12 protein-coding genes are annotated in these 16,293 nt (G+C 40.8%); 9 read left to right on the forward strand and 3 right to left on the reverse strand.

What is annotated here, in order from left to right:
* Positions 1-705 precede the first annotated feature (705 nt).
* The 3 genes from RH96_RS09765 to ahr all read left to right on the forward strand — a co-directional run bounded on the left by RH96_RS09765 (position 706) and on the right by ahr (position 6,672).
* Positions 706-2,034 carry an efflux RND transporter periplasmic adaptor subunit gene (locus RH96_RS09765; protein WP_010200482.1) on the forward strand — a complete coding sequence of 443 codons (1,329 nt, stop codon included), beginning with the start codon at positions 706-708 and terminating at the stop codon, positions 2,032-2,034.
* Positions 2,031-5,132, forward strand: coding sequence for an efflux RND transporter permease subunit (locus RH96_RS09770; protein WP_010200484.1), 3,102 nt, complete (start codon positions 2,031-2,033; stop codon positions 5,130-5,132). Before RH96_RS09765 ends, RH96_RS09770 begins: the two co-directional genes overlap by 4 nt.
* A gap of 532 nt (positions 5,133-5,664) precedes the next feature.
* Positions 5,665-6,672, forward strand: a complete 1,008-nt coding sequence (gene ahr, locus RH96_RS09775; RefSeq protein ID WP_010200487.1) for an NADPH-dependent aldehyde reductase Ahr — start codon at positions 5,665-5,667, stop codon at positions 6,670-6,672.
* A gap of 358 nt (positions 6,673-7,030) precedes the next feature.
* Here ahr and RH96_RS09780 read toward each other — a convergent pair whose 3' ends face one another.
* Positions 7,031-7,594 carry a TetR/AcrR family transcriptional regulator gene (locus RH96_RS09780; RefSeq protein ID WP_141629740.1) on the reverse strand — a complete coding sequence of 188 codons (564 nt, stop codon included), beginning with the start codon at positions 7,592-7,594 and terminating at the stop codon, positions 7,031-7,033.
* A gap of 196 nt (positions 7,595-7,790) precedes the next feature.
* Here RH96_RS09780 and RH96_RS09785 point away from each other — a divergent pair, with 196 nt between their 5' ends.
* Positions 7,791-8,783 carry an NAD(P)-dependent alcohol dehydrogenase gene (locus RH96_RS09785; RefSeq protein WP_010200492.1) on the forward strand — a complete coding sequence of 331 codons (993 nt, stop codon included), beginning with the start codon at positions 7,791-7,793 and terminating at the stop codon, positions 8,781-8,783.
* A 489-nt stretch (positions 8,784-9,272) separates the two neighbouring features.
* On the opposite strand, the gene RH96_RS09790 is transcribed toward RH96_RS09785, so the two are convergent.
* A complete protein-coding gene (locus RH96_RS09790; RefSeq protein ID WP_010200494.1) occupies positions 9,273-10,625 on the reverse strand; it encodes a serpin family protein in 1,353 nt (450 codons plus the stop codon).
* A gap of 273 nt (positions 10,626-10,898) precedes the next feature.
* Between RH96_RS09790 and RH96_RS09795 the strand changes: the two genes are divergently transcribed.
* Entirely contained in the window at positions 10,899-11,654 is a 756-nt protein-coding gene (locus tag RH96_RS09795) for a helix-turn-helix transcriptional regulator (protein WP_010200499.1), read from the forward strand.
* 96 nt (positions 11,655-11,750) lie between these two features.
* Positions 11,751-12,641: a DMT family transporter gene (locus tag RH96_RS09800; protein ID WP_010200500.1), complete on the forward strand. Its 891-nt coding sequence runs from the start codon at positions 11,751-11,753 to the stop codon at positions 12,639-12,641.
* Positions 12,642-12,830: 189 nt separating this feature from the next.
* Here the strand turns inward: RH96_RS09800 and RH96_RS09805 are convergent, their stop codons facing one another.
* Positions 12,831-13,715, reverse strand: a complete 885-nt coding sequence (locus RH96_RS09805) for a LysR family transcriptional regulator (RefSeq protein ID WP_010200502.1) — start codon at positions 13,713-13,715, stop codon at positions 12,831-12,833.
* 162 nt (positions 13,716-13,877) lie between these two features.
* Between RH96_RS09805 and RH96_RS09810 the strand changes: the two genes are divergently transcribed.
* The 3 genes from RH96_RS09810 to RH96_RS09820 all read left to right on the forward strand — a co-directional run bounded on the left by RH96_RS09810 (position 13,878) and on the right by RH96_RS09820 (position 16,251).
* Positions 13,878-14,486, forward strand: a complete 609-nt coding sequence (locus RH96_RS09810) for a LysE family translocator (protein WP_010200503.1) — start codon at positions 13,878-13,880, stop codon at positions 14,484-14,486.
* Between the two features lie 11 nt (positions 14,487-14,497).
* Complete coding sequence (locus RH96_RS09815; RefSeq protein WP_010200504.1) at positions 14,498-14,707, forward strand: phosphoserine phosphatase; 210 nt, start codon at positions 14,498-14,500, stop codon at positions 14,705-14,707.
* Between the two features lie 557 nt (positions 14,708-15,264).
* Positions 15,265-16,251, forward strand: a complete 987-nt coding sequence (locus RH96_RS09820; RefSeq protein WP_010200505.1) for an EamA family transporter — start codon at positions 15,265-15,267, stop codon at positions 16,249-16,251.
* Positions 16,252-16,293: the final 42 nt, after the last annotated feature.

A 16,293-nucleotide genomic window follows, 5' to 3' on the forward strand; every position in this document is an offset into this window, starting at 1 on the left:
TTTTTCGCTTTTTTTAATGACTTCTTGAGGTCTTTAAGATCTTTCTTTTTCTGCTTAATTTTCGCTTTAGTGTCTTTGATTTCTTGCTTAAGCTTCTTTACATCTGATTTATTAGCCATGATTGGTTCCTTTATTGATAATGTCATCTTAATAATGACAAATTACCTCGAAAATACAAGCCTAAACTGTAGGTAGTATGTATCGTTAATTTTTGCGAGTTATTATTCCAATAATAAAGGTCATACCTTAACCCGTTCAATATGACAGCATATTTAGTCACTTGTTCATTAGGTAAATAAGTTTTAAGAGGGGTAGGTTTTAGTTAAAGAAGATTTGGGGCTGAACTGGGCATATACTATCGTCTGTCTTTATTTATCGTTCACATTATAATCTTTGCTACCAATATTTTTATTAAGTTCAATATCTTACTGTATGCTCCTTACTATCAACAATTGACTATATAGTCATTCCACTATAAAAGTATTACAGCGTTAACCTCGCTTGAAGTATCACATATACATCTACACTCGGTTGCCTTGTACTACTTTTAAATTGAATCGACTATACAGATACTTAACATAATTGACCCACTGACAAGATAGTCTACAATGTTAAAAGCCCATTTTGATAAGATCGGCCTGTATCATTTTGTTTCCCTTATACTTTTTACGGCGTTAGTACCGTGCTTATTTATAGAGACTGACTATGAGTGATTTTAAACACCCTGATGATAAGCAAGCACCGACTAGCGAGCAAGAAACCAATATTGAGCCATCTCAACCATCTGAACTACCACCGTATCGTCAATCTGATACCTTGTCTAAAAAACCCTCTTCAAAACTGCCGCTGTGGTTATTACCGGTATTGGCAGCGGTGCTCGTGATTGGGGTATTGCTAGGCAAATATTGGGGCAATAATGACAATGCAGTGGTAGACGAGTCGGTAGCTTCTAATGGTGTGCCAAGTGATCAGGCAACTGAAGGCAATGCTAGCACTGAGCAGTCTGTACTATCGGTCGAAACCGTGATGCCAAGCCAAGATGATATCGGTAGTACACTCAGTGCTGATGGAACCATCAATGCTAAAGATATCGCGAATGTTAGCGCAAAAGTTAATGGCGTGGCCATCGAGCGGATATTGGTCGAAGAGGGCGACCGTGTCAGAGCGGGGCAAGTATTGGCAATGTTTGATACGGATGCCATGGAGCAGCAGATACTACAAGCTGAGGCAGATGTCGCAGAGGCAGAAGCAACGCTTGGCAATGCCAGCGCCGATGCTGCCCGTGTATTGCCACTGATAGATATTGATGCCATTAGTAAACAAGAAGCCGATCGCTACCGTACCTCTGAGGTGCGTGCGAGAGCAGCTTTGCAGGCTTCCAAAGCCCGTCTCAATAATCAGCGTTTGACACTCGACAATGCAAAAGTTGTCGCACCTGTCAGCGGTATTATCAGCGAAAAAATGGTAGATGTTGGGCAGGTCGCAGGTGGGGATCCTTTATTTACTATTATTAAAGGCGGCATTTTGGAGTGGCGGGCAGAGATAGATCCTAAGCTTATCGGTGATATCAATATTGGTACACCTGTGCGGGTCGGTCTGCCTGGTGGTGATGCAGTGATGGGGCAGGTGAGCCGTATTGCACCGACAGCAGATAATAATCGCCAAATTACTATTTACGCGAGCCTAGCTGCCAACTCAAAAATCCGTGCTGGCATGTATCAGACAGGTGAGTTTCTATTAGGCAGTGCTAGCACACAAACGATCCCTAATAGCGCTATCGTTAGCAATGATGGCTATGATTATGTGATGTTAGTGACTAATCTGACCACTCAAGACGGTAAGTCGATGGGTCGTATCAAGCAACAGCGAGTGACGTTAGGCGCGCGACTTGGTGAAAACGTAGCAGTACTAGAGCCTCTGCCAAGCGATAGTCGTATCGTGAAACAAGGCGGTAGTTTCTTAAATGATGGAGACTTAGTGCGTATTGTTGACGGTGCAAGCCAAACAAGTACAGCAGTGCAGGCACAATCATGAGTTTAAACGTCTCTGCTTACTCGATCAAAAACCCGCTGGTGGCTATCTTGCTATTTGTGCTCCTGACATTAGGCGGCATTTATGGCTTTATGAAAATGAAGGTACAGCAGTTTCCAGATATAGACTTGCCAGCCGTGGTAGTGACGGTAACGCTACCGGGTGCTGCGCCCTCGCAGCTCGAAAACGACATCGCCAAGAAGATTGAAAACAAACTGACCAGTATCGAAGGTGTGAGTCATATTCGTACCACCCTACAGACGGGTGCGGCGACCATTGCCACCGAGTTTACGTTAGAAAAAGACATTCAAGAAGCGGTCGACGATGTACGTTCGGCAGTTGGCGAAGTACGTGGTGATCTGCCAGCCGCCGCCAACGATCCAATCATTACCAAGGTGTCTACCGCAGGATTTCCAGTCGTTACTTACTCTGTCGCTGCTAACAATATGAGTGTAGAGGATCTCTCGTGGTTTGTAGATGACACGGTCACCAAACGGCTCTCTGATATACCAGGTGTCAGTACAGTCGGTCGTATCGGCGGGCTTCAGCGTGAGATTACGGTCGCAGCTGATCCTATCACTTTGAGTGGTTTGAAGTTTTCGATTACCCAGCTGTCACAGCAAATAGCAGGTATTCAACAAGACAGCTCAGGTGGTGAAGCAGAAGTGGGTAAAACCACCCAAACCATTCGCGTTTTGGGCGCGGTCGAGCGTGCAGGCGAGCTTAATGATCTACAAGTGGCTGTCCCTACAGGTGGCACTCAAGCACTTGGACGTATGGCACAAATCACTGATGGTGCGGCTGATCCCAGCTCTATCGCTAAGCTCGACGGTCAAACGGTGGTTGCATTTAATATCACTCGCTCGCGTGGTGCCAGTGAAGTTGAGGTGATGGAACTGGTCGATGACGAGCTTGCCAAGTTGACTGCCGATGTGGGCAATATCAGTATCGAAAAGGTCTATGATCGAGCGACTCCTATTGCGGAAGACTACCAAGCTTCATTACGTATGCTGATCGAAGGTGGCTTGCTTGCCGTGGTGGTGGTATTTCTGTTTTTACGCAATATTCGGGCGACTATTGTTGCCGCTGTGGCGTTGCCGCTGTCAGTGATTCCTACCTTCTTAGGCATGTACTTATTTGGCTTTAGTCTCAATATTATCTCACTACTGGCATTGTCATTGGTCATTGGGGTACTGGTCGATGATGCAATCGTCGAGGTCGAAAACATCATCAGGCATTTAAGGATGGGCAAGACGCCTTATGAAGCGGCGATGGAAGCCGCTGATGAGATTGGTTTGGCTGTTGTCGCCACTACTTTTACCTTGATTGCTGTGTTTTTACCGACGGCCTTTATGGGCGGTATTGTTGGGCAGTTTTTCCGTCAATTCGGTTGGACGGCTGCGTTATCGATTTTTGCATCGCTTATGGTGGCGCGTCTGATCACACCTATGATGGCTGCATATATCTTACGACCCGAGAAAAAGCATGTTGAAAAGCAAAGTGCATTGATGACGTGGTATCTCAAAATTGTTTCGTGGACACTTCATCATCGTTGGTTGACCATGGGTGCAACGTTGGTATTGTTTGTGGCCTCGTTGGCATTAGTGAAACTACTACCGACTTCTTTTATTCCAGACAACGATATTGACCAAACCCGTGTGGCTATTGAGCTAACCCCTGATGTGTCGCTCGCAGATACGGAGCGCGTGTCAGCGCTTGCCAGTGCGCGCATTTTAGCTATGCCTGAGGTGACTAACATCTTTACGTCAGTGGGAGAAGCACAAGCATCCATGAGCTCAGAGTCTGGTGGTAGCAAAGCGGAGAATATTGCCAGTTTGGATATTGTGCTTGCACCGCGTGCAGAGCGGGGCACTAAGCAAGAAATAGAACGCAAAATCAGTAAGTTGATGACAGAAGTACCGGGGGCTCGCTTTACCGTTGGACTATCAAGTGGTGGTGAGAGTGGCTATAATTTTTCGTTAACCAGTACCAGTCCACAGCTGCTTGAGCAGACTGTTCAGCAGATCATGACTGAAATTCGAGGTTTGCCAAGCGTAGGTGCTGTGACCAGTGATCGCAGTTTGCCACGTCAAGAGCTAACGGTGACACCAGATAGATTGGCGATGGCTGACAAAGGTGTGACCACGCAAGACATTGCTACCACTCTGCGTGTGGCGACTGTTGGCGACTATGAGCAGCGTTTGTCTAAGCTCAATCTTGATACTCGTCAGATTCCTATCGTGGTACGCCTACCAGATGTTGCCAAGCAAAATATCAGTCAGTTAGAGGGCTTGTACGTACCAAACTCACTGCCAGCAGGTCAAGGGGTACGTGTGGGCGAAGTCGCTGCGTTAGATTTTGGAACAGGTCCTGCTCAGATAAGTAGGTTGGATCGAGAGCGCGCTATTAGCATTACGGTGCAGCCGGAAGATGGTGAGCTGGGCGATTTGGTACAAGCGGTTAAATCAGTGCCAACCATGCAACAATTGCCGCCTTCGATTACTATCATCGATCAAGGTCAAGCCGAAAATATGGCAGATCTTTTTAGTGGTTTTATCATTGCGATGTCAGTGGGTGTGGTTTGTATATTAGGCGTGCTCATCTTACTATTTGGTCGTTTGTTACAGCCATTTACCATTCTGATGGCATTGCCTCTATCGATAGGCGGTGCGTTTGTCGGCTTGGTTATTACCAACAGTAGCCTGTCGATGCCCTCGATGATTGGTTTTATTATGCTCATGGGTATTGCGACCAAAAACTCAATCCTGCTAGTTGATTATGCCTTGATTGCACAACGTCGCGGGCTGACACGTTTTGAGGCGATTATCGATGCCTGTCATAAGCGTGCGCGTCCTATCATCATGACCACCATTGCAATGGGGGCGGGCATGTTGCCATTGGTATTTGGTTGGGGTGATGCTGACCCTACTTTTAGGCGACCGATGGCAGCAGCGGTATTGGGTGGTCTAGTGACCTCAACGCTGTTGAGTTTGGTGGTCATCCCAGTCGTCTATACGCTGATGGATGATCTGTCAGGATGGTTTGCTAAATGGCTTGTGCCAAGTGGCAAAGAGCAGGCAACAACGGACAGTAAAATATGATTTAACGTTTTTATTTGACCGTACACATGACATAGCACTAGCAGTGATAATGTTATGTGTAAAACAGACAAGCCCATACTTATTGATTAAGTATGGGCTTGTTGTCATTATATAAGAGCACAATATATAAGAGCACAATATATAAGAGCACAATATATAAGAGCACAATATATAAGAGCACAATCACAAAGGATGTGGTTATCCCGTCATTTATTATCGCAAAGGAATGTCACTATGAATCAAGTTTCCCTCTCGACAGTCATGCTGAACATTCAGATTGAAACTGCTAAGCGATAGCGTTGCTTGTACGTTACCCTTTCAGTATGGGACTTTGTATTAGCCTAGTCCTAATTTGTTAAATAGGGTGGTCTGAGCGAACCTGTCTTTGGTATAGTCGGTTAAGTTGAGTTCATCCAAGAGACTTTTTATGTTCAAAAAACTGCTCATATTGGTATTTTGATTATATCGGTATCTTGATAACTACTAGAGCGATAAACCAGTCTCTACAAATACTAAAAAATAAGGAATAACAATGATCAATGCATATGCAGCAAAAGAGAAAGGTGGCGAGTTTGTGCCTTATCAATATGATCCTGGCACCTTAGGCGATCACGAAGTAGAAATCGAAGTACATAGCTGCGGTATCTGCCATAGTGATCTGTCAATGTGGCAAAACGAATGGGGCATGACCGAATATCCGTTTGTCGGTGGTCATGAAGTTGCAGGTAAAGTTCTTGCAAAAGGTAAGCACGTAAAGCATCTTGAGCTTGGCGATAAAGTCGGTCTTGGCTGGCATAAAGGCTACTGCAACATTTGTGATCTATGTATCGACGGAGACCATAACCTATGTCCTGAACAGGAAGGTACGATCATTGGTAACCACGGCGGCTTTGCAGATAAAGTACGTGCAAAAGACACCAGTGTCATAAAAGTCCCTGAAGGCCTAGATTTTAATGCGGTAGGACCACTGCTGTGTGGCGGCGTCACGGTGTTTAACCCACTGATGCAGTACGATATCAAACCAACCTCTAGAGTAGCGGTTATCGGTATCGGTGGTCTGGGTCATCTTGCGCTTCAGTTTGCTAATGCGTGGGGCTGTGAAGTGACAGCATTTACCAGCGAATCAAAGATGGAAGAAGCAAAAGAGTTGGGTGCTCATCACTCCTTAAACTCAAGAGATGAGAACGAAATCAAAAAAGCAGCGGGCTCTTTCGATTTAATCATATCAACAGTGAACGTTGATATGAATTGGGATGTCGTTATTAAGACGTTGAGACCAAAAGGTAAACTGCATTTTGTTGGCCTATTAGAAGCGCCGTTAGAGATAGTGGCTGCGCCAATGATCATGGCTCAAAACAGCCTATCAGGCTCACCAGTCGGCTCACCGTCGACCCTGCGAAAAATGCTAGATTTTGCCGCTCGCCATAATATTCAGCCAGTGACTGAAACCTATAAAATGTCTGAGATAAATGAAGCATTTGAGAGACTAGAAAGCGGTAACGCTCGCTATCGAGTGGTATTAGACAGAGATCAAAAGTAACTAGAAACAACTGGGGCGTGTCATCATTTAGATTGTGAGGCTTAAAATGAGGAAAATGGCAGCCAAACGAGGAAGAAATTGCCGTAAATATGAACATATTGACAAGATTGCTGACGATGTTTGGCAAAATTTAGCCGTTTTAAGACCACTAAATGTATCAATGTATCAATGTATTAATTGATGAGATGCCCTAGATGTAATCATAGTAGCTATACTCTATTTTATTAATAGGGTATCGCTACTTTTTTTATATATGATTTAAATTTATGATGCAATCAAATGAAACAATTTAGACAAAAGCACTTTTTTGGCTATTTTATAAGCTGATTTTGGGACTGACACGCGCAAAATTCTATGCTTATACCGTTCCTAAACTAGACAATATGACTTGTTCAATCGTCATCGCCATGGACTCAAGATCCATAGAAAGCGATTTCGCTGTTATCGAATAGCCTTCAACAAAGGAGATTAATAGCGAAGTTGCTTCTACTAGACTTTTATTATCCTTTGATAGCGGTGCTAGCTTCTTTTCAATAACAACAACCATGTCCTTATAGTATTGTTGTACGTGCGCCTCGATGACCCCGTTTCGTGTCGATATCGCCCAATACTCTCTAAATATACGACACATATCTGACATCTCAAACCCGTCGACGAGATGCTTTATCAAGAACGGATAAAGGTGCTCTGTTTGCTCTATCACAGGTTGCGCTTCTAGCGCTGATAGACACTGCTGAAAGTATCTATCAGCCATTGCTTTTAGCAGCTCATCTTTATTTTTGTAATGGTATTGCAAATTACTCAACGACATCTCTGTCAATCTTGAAACCTTACGCATGGTCAGACCGAAGTCTCCTTCGTTTTTTAGCAGGTTAATAGATTCATCTAGGATTTTTTCAGTTTTGGCATTTTTTTTGGACATATATCTACCTATAAATCTAGGGTGTGTCATCAATTAGCACCTTGGTATCTTTGGTAGGATAATTGACGACACGCCCTGATCGCAATGAATTTTTTATTGTCATTATAAACGGATATTGACATGTTAGGTTTGTTGATCTAATATCCTTAAATTAGGTCATACGACCTAATTTAAACTGGCCATCTTGAGGTGATTGATGAAAGGGTTAATCGTAGAGAATAAGCAATTGGTATTGAGACATGACCTCAGTATCCCTGTGCCACAAAAAAATGAAGTCTTAGTCAAAATCATGAGCGCCACCATCAATCAGATAGATGTAGAGTTTATTCAAGGCAAATATGATTGGATACTAAAATTATCAGGTGGCAACTATCCTACAAAAACAGGCATAGAGTTTTCCGGTATCATCGTTGACGGCGACAAGAATTTTCAGAAAGGGGCATATGTTTTTGGCTATGTTCATCTGACAAAAGGCATGAAAACGCATCAAGAATATATCAGCATCAATCCCAACTATATTGCGCTTATGCCAAGCAACATAAGCTTTGAGGAAGCGGCTGCGCTGCCGTTGGGCACACTCACCAGTCTTGTGGCGTTGACAGAATTAGGGGGTATACAGCATGGAAAAAAAGTGTTGATAAATGGTGCGGCAGGTGGCTTAGGTGTTTATGCCGTTCAGTTGGCCAATATCTTTGGAGCATTGATAACCGCTACCGCTGGTGATAATCAAAGGGCATTCTTAGAGTCGATTGGGGCAGATGAGGTTGTGGATTATAACGTAACTCCAATTGAGGCACTGACAGACAAGTTCGACATCATACTGGATCTGTCTAACGAAAAAAGCTTTGCTAATATACGGTCACTGCTCACAAAAAATGGCACGTTTATTCCAGCAGAGCCAAACAAACATATCATGGCTTTGATACAGAGCTTTTATCTCGCTCAAAAAACTAAATACCTGTATGTTGATAAAGGAGACAATAAAAAACTAAACAAAATCGTCGATTGGGTAGCGTCTGGAAAACTAATACCTGTCGTAGACAGGGTGTATGACTTTAAGGCATATCAACAAGGGTTTCAACGTTTATCGGAACAAGGTAGACGTGGACGAATTGTATTGAATATTGGTAAAAAATCCGCGATAGATATGTCGATAAACTACAAAAATATAGCATCTGATAAGTTGTAAATGTTTTCTTCCCATTTATCGCTATTGTTCTCTTTATTATACAATTTTCATTCATGTTTTAGTTTAGGTGTGATACACCCATACCTACATTTCAAAAAAATCCTTCGTCATCTCTTTAATATAGTCGATTCAATTCAAAAGTAGTACAAGGCAACCGAGTGTAGATGTATATGTGATACTTCAAGCGAGGTTAACGCTGTAATACTTTTATAGTGGAATGACTATATATGTTTCACTGACTAAAATGAACTTACGAAAACTATGCTAACATTCCACGATGTTACAGCATAGGTCATTCTACAGTTTTTTCAGCATAGCTTAATGCAGCTAAATTCTATTTAATAAGTGTCTTATAGTTGGGAGGGTTACCCTACCTTAATGGTTTGACTGAAATCAGACCGTGTCAATGAAGTACTCTGGCAAGCAGCCAGTAGAATTGCTAACGATATCAGCGTCATTTTTATGATCATAAGTTTTTGCATCCCAAAGCTATAGCTTATTCACTTGTCCTAAGAACAATATTGCATCCGTTTTATTGTCTTTAATCACAAACATAAACGGACGATTGGCATTAAACTCAACGTCATAATTAGCTGAGACGACGACTGGGCCTATGCTGGTGGCTGCAGCCGCAACTGTGCCTTTTTCGTCGACCTCAATCACCGCCTTATGAATGATAGAATCCACTGCTAACGGTAATTTATTATTGAATAGACTGAAATCAGCGCGACTACCAAAAGCGATCGGCATACCCATTTCAGCCAGTAGCTCATCCATTTTATAATCTTGTTCCATTTTAAACTTAGGCAGCTGCAGGTCGACTGCTTTGATTTTCATATTGTGAGTCCACTGACCAATTTGATCGGCACTTAAATTCTTGACCAACGCCTGCATAGCTGACTTGCCCTTTGACTGAGGTAAGACAACGATCATGGACAAGTCATCACCCTTATAAGGCAAATTAAGCACTTTAGCCTTTTCATCTTCTGTATAGCCAAAATTTGCTGTTTTAGTCATCATCTTAACTGCGCTGTCGTTACCATCATAATCAATAAAATCACTCTTATAACTTCCTGCGAACGCTGACTTCCAATCTCCTTTAAAATAAACCGCATTGGTTAGTACAGCAGCGGTAGATGACTTGATACTCCCTTCTGTCAGTAATTCAGGAATCATCTGCTTGGTATGATTAGCGATGGTTTTATTGATGGTCTGACGCGCAGGATCAGGACTGCCTTCAAAATCAAGATTGGTGACTTGACCGCCATAATAGCGTTTTACAGTATCCAAATAAGTTTGATTGGGACTTAAGCCTTGACGCATCCATAAGTCATTAACCGTGCTTAAGTCATAGTTTGGATTGGGTTTATTAAATTGATTGTAGAGTGCTGCACTATTGGGATTGAGGATAGCTGGTGATGGATAATGAAAGGTCTTTTGGATTTGCTGCTTTGTTTCACCCTCTGCTGCGGCATAAAGCATGGCCATCGCTGTAGACAAGCTGTAGGGCGAGAAGAACACGTTATTTTCCGATTGTTTAGGTTGCTTATTCATCTGCTTATACAAATCAATAGCGAATTGATTGTTGGCATCGACAACTTTTTTGATACCTTCAGGCATAGAAGCAGAGTCATCAGCAGCGATATAATCCTTGTCAGTCTTTGGGGTCGAAGGGTTCTCGGTCTTGCTGACTATAGGTTTTTCAGCTACCTGTTTTATCGGTTGAGCATCAGCCAAGCTATTATTACAACCCGCAATTGCTAGTAAACTGCCTAAAGCAAGCGTACCGACGCTGAGCTTTATTATGGGCTTTTTATAGATGTGTTGGTTACGATTTTTCACGGCGTTGTACCCTTTTATAATTTGAATGATATCCTGATTATATACAAGGGTTTAGCCTGATTTAGTAAACATATGCTAACAAATTGATGGCTCAGGTTTGATTAAACTCGCACATAGCAATAGCTGTTACTTTGAACATGGTGGTTTAAGTGCAGGCTTATAAAACCAAACCATGGTGAAAAAATAGTCTTTACTAATAGCCTAGTTGGTTTTCTTGCTACATTCTCATAAAGCCCTATTACCTACAAATATTCTAAACAGTGAATAGACCTCATGAAAGAGACTGAGTTAATAAACCATTTATTTATCAGAACATATGGTAGCCAGCTAGAAGGTCACGCCCATGATTACCATCAAATTCTCATGCCATTAATGGGTGACATTAGAATGATAATTGGTGATCAGGCTATTAACGTTTCTTATGGAGAGGCTTTAGTCATCAGGAAAGGTGTTTATCATCAATTTCAGGCAAGAGAAGACTTTCGATTTTTAGTAGCAAATATAAAGGATATAGAATTCTTACAACTGCCACTAAGTGAGATCCATTTTGCAATGGACGAAAAGACGTTGCTATATATCTCTTTCGTTGAAAAGCAATTGATCTCTGCTCACAATCAAAAGATAGAATGGATGATGTTTGAGTTATTAAAAGAGCTTCTTGGAACCATTAAAATGAGTAAGCGATTGGATACTCGTTTAACTGCGGTCGTTCATACTCTAAAAAGTAATATCGCCACTAATCATACGGTGAAATCACTTGCTGAGATCGCTTGTCTGAGCGAAAGTCAGTTCAAAGTCTTATTTAAGGAACATCTTGGCTGTACGCCTAACGTCTATATTACCGACCTTCGTATGCAAGCTGCTCTTGGTCTCATCCTAAATACTGATACACCTATTACGATTGTGGCTGAGAGATGCGGTTACGATAACGTATCTGCCTTTATACGTCGTTTCTCTACTGTCTATCATCAGACCCCGCATAGACTTCGTTGTAACAATCAAAATATGAAGCACCCAAGAATCAGCTAATCAGCACATATTTCAATCTATTCCGACAAACCTTTAAGCATCAATTTCATTACCATAGCCACATGATATAAATCTACGCTAGGTAAGGAAGTGCCATTGAATATTCACACCCAGTCAAAGCAGGATATTGTAAATCTTGCGGCCCCTATAGGATTTTTGGCAATATGGAGTGGCGGTGCCATCTTTGCAAAGATTGGTTTGCAATATACAGACGCTTGGAGCTTTTTGTTTTTAAGATCAGCGATCGCTTTGTCGCTACTTCTAGCCATATATCTAAAATCTACCCATAACAAAATAGCTATCACTGAGCTTAAGAAGGATAAGGGCCAGCTCAAAGGCATTATAGTTTCAGGTCTGTTGCTACAGGTTTTCTATTTAATCTTTTATTTCTCAGCTATTAATACGGGGATATCCCTTGGCATCATCATACTGGTTCTTGGTATACAGCCAATTATAACGTCACTATTAAGTGCAAACACGATTAGCGTTAAAAACGTCATACTATTAGCGATTTGTTTTTCAGGCTTGGTGCTATCTACATTAGGCTATCATAGCGTTGATAAAATTAACGTATCAGGTATCGTACTCTCCGTACTTGCATTACTATCCATCACGTTTGGTACTATCGCTCAAGCCAAGGTTAAAACACCTCCTATTTTAACTTTATTGATTCAAACTATTTTTTCATTCTTGATATTCTCCGCTGTGATTGTTTATCAAGGATTGTTTTTTGAGGTCACTGCTTACTCTTTGCTGTCATTGGTATGGATGGGCGCAGTGGTTTCCGTAGGAGCTTATTTATTATTAATGCTTATGCTCAAATATAGCGCCGCAGACAAGGTAAGCACCTTATTCTTTTTATTGCCTTTAATGACAATGATATTGGAGAGTCTGGTTTTTGACACTACTTTGAGCGCATTAACGATTTTTGGTGTTCTATTGGTCTGCGTAAGTTTGTTTATTTATCAGAAACAAAAGTCTTCTTAAAATAGCAAATGATATATTTGAAAAACTGCATACCTAAAATGAGCTAATATTAAATATTTGTAATTCGAGTAGGGCGCTTTTTAAAATGTGAATGGTCTTTTTTTAAGGCGGATAACTATCTCAGACTCTCACATACTGGGATACTTCCGATGCAAATATTGTCAAAATATCCCGATATAACTACTATACTCATTTCAGAGTTTCCATAAACTGCATTTTGCTATTCAGCATCTCTTTTTTTAACCAATCTTTAAACACTATCTTTCTCTCATCTTCATAAAAAGGGTAATAAGACAATAAGTGATAGGACGAGCTGTCTGCCACAGGAGGATGAATCAATTCTAAAAAGTGATGCGAAAGTTCCTTTTCCACCATAAAAATTGAAACAATAGTGGTTCCTAAACCAGCTAGACAGCCCTCAATACATAAGTAAAAATGTTCTAACACCATGGGTTCGTACGATAAAATCTCGCTACTGACCAACTTAGACTTATTTATGTGATGCCAAAAATTTGGTCGAGAAGAAGTCAGTAACAGGGTATTCGTTTGTTCAGTTCTAGGGTTGCGGACAGCGACTATATATTCTTCAATAATTTTCTCATGAAATATATTCTTGTCCCATTCAAAATCATTTCTACGTAAAGCAATATCGATAGATTTTCCTTGAAAATCTACTGTCCCACCACCCGTCAGTAATACAATTTCAAACCCATAATTTAATGCATTAAATTCAGCCAAACGTGGTATCAACCATTTCATTGAAATAGTGGGTTCACAAGAGAGTACCAGTTGTTTTTTTCGATGATCTTGCCCCGTTAGATCCACAAGACAGTCATCTAATTTCGCAAAAACTTGCTGGCAACAAGAAAAAAGTAGAGTGCCATTGGCTGTGAGCACCAGTTTCTTATTGACTCGATTAAATAATGGGATACCTAAAGCATCTTCCAAATTCTTAATCTGTTTACTCACTGCACCTTGTGTCACAAACAGTTTTTGAGAAGCAAGCGTCACACTATTATGCTCTGCAACGTAGTAAAAGAACCTTAATGAATTCAACGATATTTTTTCTATCATGCCAAAAACTCATAGATGGTGATGTAATAAACTCAATTTTAGTTTATCTGTAAATGTAGGAGAATGCACTTAAATTGATGGTATAAAAACCGATATATAAAATATTATTTGTTTGAATAAAGACACTTTATATGTTGGTTTACCCTTTACAGAGTTGACCAAATGACAGAATTTTTTACCGTTATCATGATTACCATTCTTGCTGTGATTAGCCCTGGTGCTGATTTTGCTATTGTCACTAAGAATAGCTACCTATATGGGCGTTCAGTCGGTGTGCTAACGTCTATTGGTATAGCACTAGGTGTCTTAGTACACGTGACTTATACGTTAGTAGCCGTTGCCATTGTCATGAAAATTGCGCCAAATTTTTTGACGATCATAAAATATCTTGGTGCCCTTTATCTGATTTATGTTGGTTATAAAACATTCACACAAAAGCCTGTACATGACGTAGGCTCTTCTGCGCGCATCAGTTCCGGACAAGCATTGCGATACGGTTTTTTTACCAATGCTTTAAATCCCAAAACCACCTTGTTTGTCATTAGCACGTATACGCAGATTGTTAGCGCCAGCACCCCAAAATCTATTTTAATCGGTTACGGCTTGTTTATGTCTGTGGCTCACTTCATATGGTTCGCTTTAGTGGCTTTATTGTTCTCTCAACGGACGCTAAGAGAAAAAATGTTAAAGCAGCAAGTCGCAATTAATCGTGTCATTGGTTTTATATTAGGGCTATTAGGTGTGTTCTTGCTCTTTGCAAACTTAAACTAGAGGGGTTAAATATGAATAAAGTTGCCTTTATCGATATGGAAGGGGTTTTGGTTCCGGAGATATGGAAGTTTTTGGCTAGTCAGCTGAATATATCTGAGCTGAGCATAACCACAAGAGAGGTAGAAGATTACAAAAAATTAATGCTATATTGCATCGATGTTTTGAATAAAAATCAAATTACTCTACTAGGGCGTGTCCTCAATTCAATTGATCATATCTAAACGGGCTAAAAATGGCTAAATTTTGCCAAACATCGTTAAATAGCTGGTTAATATCCCGATATTATCTGCGCTATTTTCCTTGTTTGACTGCAATTTATCTCATTTTTATCACCATTTTTAAAATGAGGACACGCCCTAAAAATACAAGATATTATTAGTCAGCTTAATCCCATAGAAGGCGCAGCAGCGTTTTTACAAACGTTGAGAGTAAGGGGTTTTGATCTTCAGATTATATCTGATTGCTTTCATGAGTTATTAGAAGGTTTTTTGCAAAAACTAGAAGTTCCGATAGAGACGGTATACTGCCATCGTTTACAGGTTGATGATAACGGCTATATTAAGGAAGTACTTTATAGTCGCCAAGAAGGTAAGCATGAGATTATAGAAAGATACCCTTAGACCCTAGATGTCAGTGAACTTGCTAATTATCGTATCAACCACTCACAGGGACTTCGAGGCTCTTTAATGATTAGTTAAATAATGGCTTTGTCTCGCCTTTAAACACTCATCCTTTCTAGGTATAAGACTTAACACTATCATAAGTTATGAGGGTCTAAATGCAAACTAAAGCACCTGATATAAAGAAATCTACATCGCCTAAAATTATCAACCCTACAATTTTTGGTATCTTACTAGCAGCAAGCTCAGCACTATTTTTTGGCATTGGCGCTCCAGTCACAAAAGCTCTAGCTTCTGCTGATATGACTGCCTTACAGATTACACAAGCTAGAATGACAGTAGCTGCATTATTATTACTACTATTAGTCCTATTTAAGTATCCTAAACAATTACTAGTACCGCGTTCAGAGTGGCTTATGCTAATAAGCTTCGGTCTACTTGCTTTTTGTGTTAACCAATTTCTTTATACGGTAGCAGTTTCAAGAGTACCCGTAGGTATTGCCCTATTATTAGAATATCTTGCTCCAGTACTAATCATTTTATGGATAAGATTTGTTCGAAAAATATCTTTTCCACCAGCTATATGGATAGGCGTGGCGTCTGTTCTTATAGGCTTATTCATGGTAGGCGAAGCTTGGTCAGGGTTTCATTTAGACGTAATTGGTGTCGTAGCAGGATTAGGTACAGCAATTGCTTTAGCTGCAAGGTTCTTACTATCGGAACATGGTCTAAAAACTCATAAGCCTCTGGTACTAACAGCTTTAGGTACGTCTATAGGTTCAATTGCTCTCAATATTTTGAGTCCTATAACCAGCTTTCCTTGGCTATCTGTTGTACATGATGTTGCTTTGATTGGTGACTTATATATACCATTATGGGTATTACTGATCTGGCTGTCTGTAGTATCTACTGTTTTTGCTTATCTAGCAGGCATAACTGCGCAGCAGTACCTAGCGCCAGCAGTTGTAAGTCAGATTGCAACCTTAGAGGTTATTTTTGCTACTGTTTTCGCAGCTTTACTTTTGAGCGAGAACTTATCTGTAATCCAAGTGATAGGTGCCATAATAATGCTTACAGGCATACTATTAGCGCAGTTTATGGTCGCTAAATATAAAGCTAGGAGGCTTATAAAACAACAAATATAGATTCATCTATTCAAAAACACTGTCTCAAAAAAGCCTTTTAAA

This window comes from Psychrobacter sp. PAMC 21119 (assembly GCF_000247495.1).
GTDB lineage: Bacteria > Pseudomonadota > Gammaproteobacteria > Pseudomonadales > Moraxellaceae > Psychrobacter > Psychrobacter glaciei.